The organism is Hymenobacter jeollabukensis (assembly GCF_005771675.1).
In the GTDB taxonomy this organism is placed as follows: Bacteria; Bacteroidota; Bacteroidia; order Cytophagales; family Hymenobacteraceae; genus Solirubrum; species Solirubrum jeollabukense.
In genome coordinates this window covers 1-1522 of sequence record NZ_VAJM01000025.1, presented here as the reverse complement: position 1 = coordinate 1522, position 1522 = coordinate 1, and the positions used below count along the sequence as shown (strand labels likewise).

Here is a 1522-nt window from a genome sequence, read left to right as displayed (position 1 = left end):
TGCTCCAGAAAGGAGGTGATCCAGCCGCACCTTCCGGTACGGCTACCTTGTTACGACTTAGCCCCAGTTACCTGTTCTACCCTAACTGGCTCCGTTGCGGGGCACCAGCTTCAGGTCTACCAGACTTCCATGGCTTGACGGGCGGTGTGTACAAGGCCCGGGAACGTATTCACCGCGTCGTTGCTGATACGCGATTACTAGTGATTCCAGCTTCACGGAGTCGAGTTGCAGACTCCGATCCGAACTGAGAACGGCTTTTTGAGATTGGCTCCGCATCGCTGCGTGGCGACCCTCTGTACCGTCCATTGTAGCACGTGTGTAGCCCGAGGCGTAAGGGCCATGATGACCTGACGTCGTCCCCGCCTTCCTCGCTGTTTGCACAGGCAGTCTGTCTAGAGTCCCCACCATTACGTGCTGGCAACTAAACATAGGGGTTGCGCTCGTTGCGGGACTTAACCCAACACCTCACGGCACGAGCTGACGACGGCCATGCAGCACCTTGCTTTGTGTCCCGAAGGAAAGGTCCATCTCTGAACCGGTCACGCGCATTCTAGCCTCGGTAAGGTTCCTCGCGTATCATCGAATTAAACCACATGCTCCACCACTTGTGCGGGCCCCCGTCAATTCCTTTGAGTTTCACCGTTGCCGGCGTACTCCCCAGGTGGGATACTTAACGCTTTCGCTAAGCCGCGGACTGTGTATCGCCCACAGCGAGTATCCATCGTTTACGGCGTGGACTACCAGGGTATCTAATCCTGTTCGCTCCCCACGCTTTCGTGCCTCAGTGTCAGTACCAGCCTAGTCAGCTGCCTACGCAATCGGGGTTCTGGATGGTATCTATGCATTTCACCGCTACACCATCCATTCCGCCAACCTCGTCTGGACTCAAGCCCTGTAGTATCCATGGCAGTTCTGCCGTTAAGCGGCAGGCTTTCACCACGGACTTGCAGGGCCACCTACGCACCCTTTAAACCCAATAAATCCGGACAACGCTTGCACCCTCCGTATTACCGCGGCTGCTGGCACGGAGTTAGCCGGTGCTTATTCAACCGGTACCGTCGATTTCCCTCGCAAGGGCTTTTTCTTCCCGGTCAAAAGACGTTTACAACCCAGAAGGCCTTCATCCGTCACGCGGCATGGCTGGGTCAGGCTCGCGCCCATTGCCCAATATTCCCTACTGCTGCCTCCCGTAGGAGTCTGGCCCGTATCTCAGTGCCAGTGTGGGGGATCGGCCTCTCAGCTCCCCTAGCCATCGTCGCCTTGGTGCGCCGTTACCGCACCAACTAGCTAATGGCACGCAGGCTCATCTACTCCCGAAATTCTTTAGCTGTTAGGTGATGCCACCCTGCAGCGTCATGCGGTATTAATCCACCTTTCGGCGGGCTATCCCCCAGGAGTAGGCAGATTGCCTACGCGTTACGCACCCGTGCGCCACTGGGCATTGCTGCCCCGTTCGACTTGCATGTATTAGGCCTGCCGCTAGCGTTCATCCTGAGCCAGGATCAAACTCTCCATTGTAAAA

1 rRNA gene is annotated in these 1522 nt (G+C 56.8%); it reads right to left on the bottom strand.

From position 1 onward, the window contains the following. Positions 1 to 8 precede the first annotated feature (8 nt). Positions 9 to 1518, bottom strand: a 16S ribosomal RNA gene (locus FDY95_RS26160). Between the last annotated feature and the right edge of the window lie 4 nt (positions 1519 to 1522).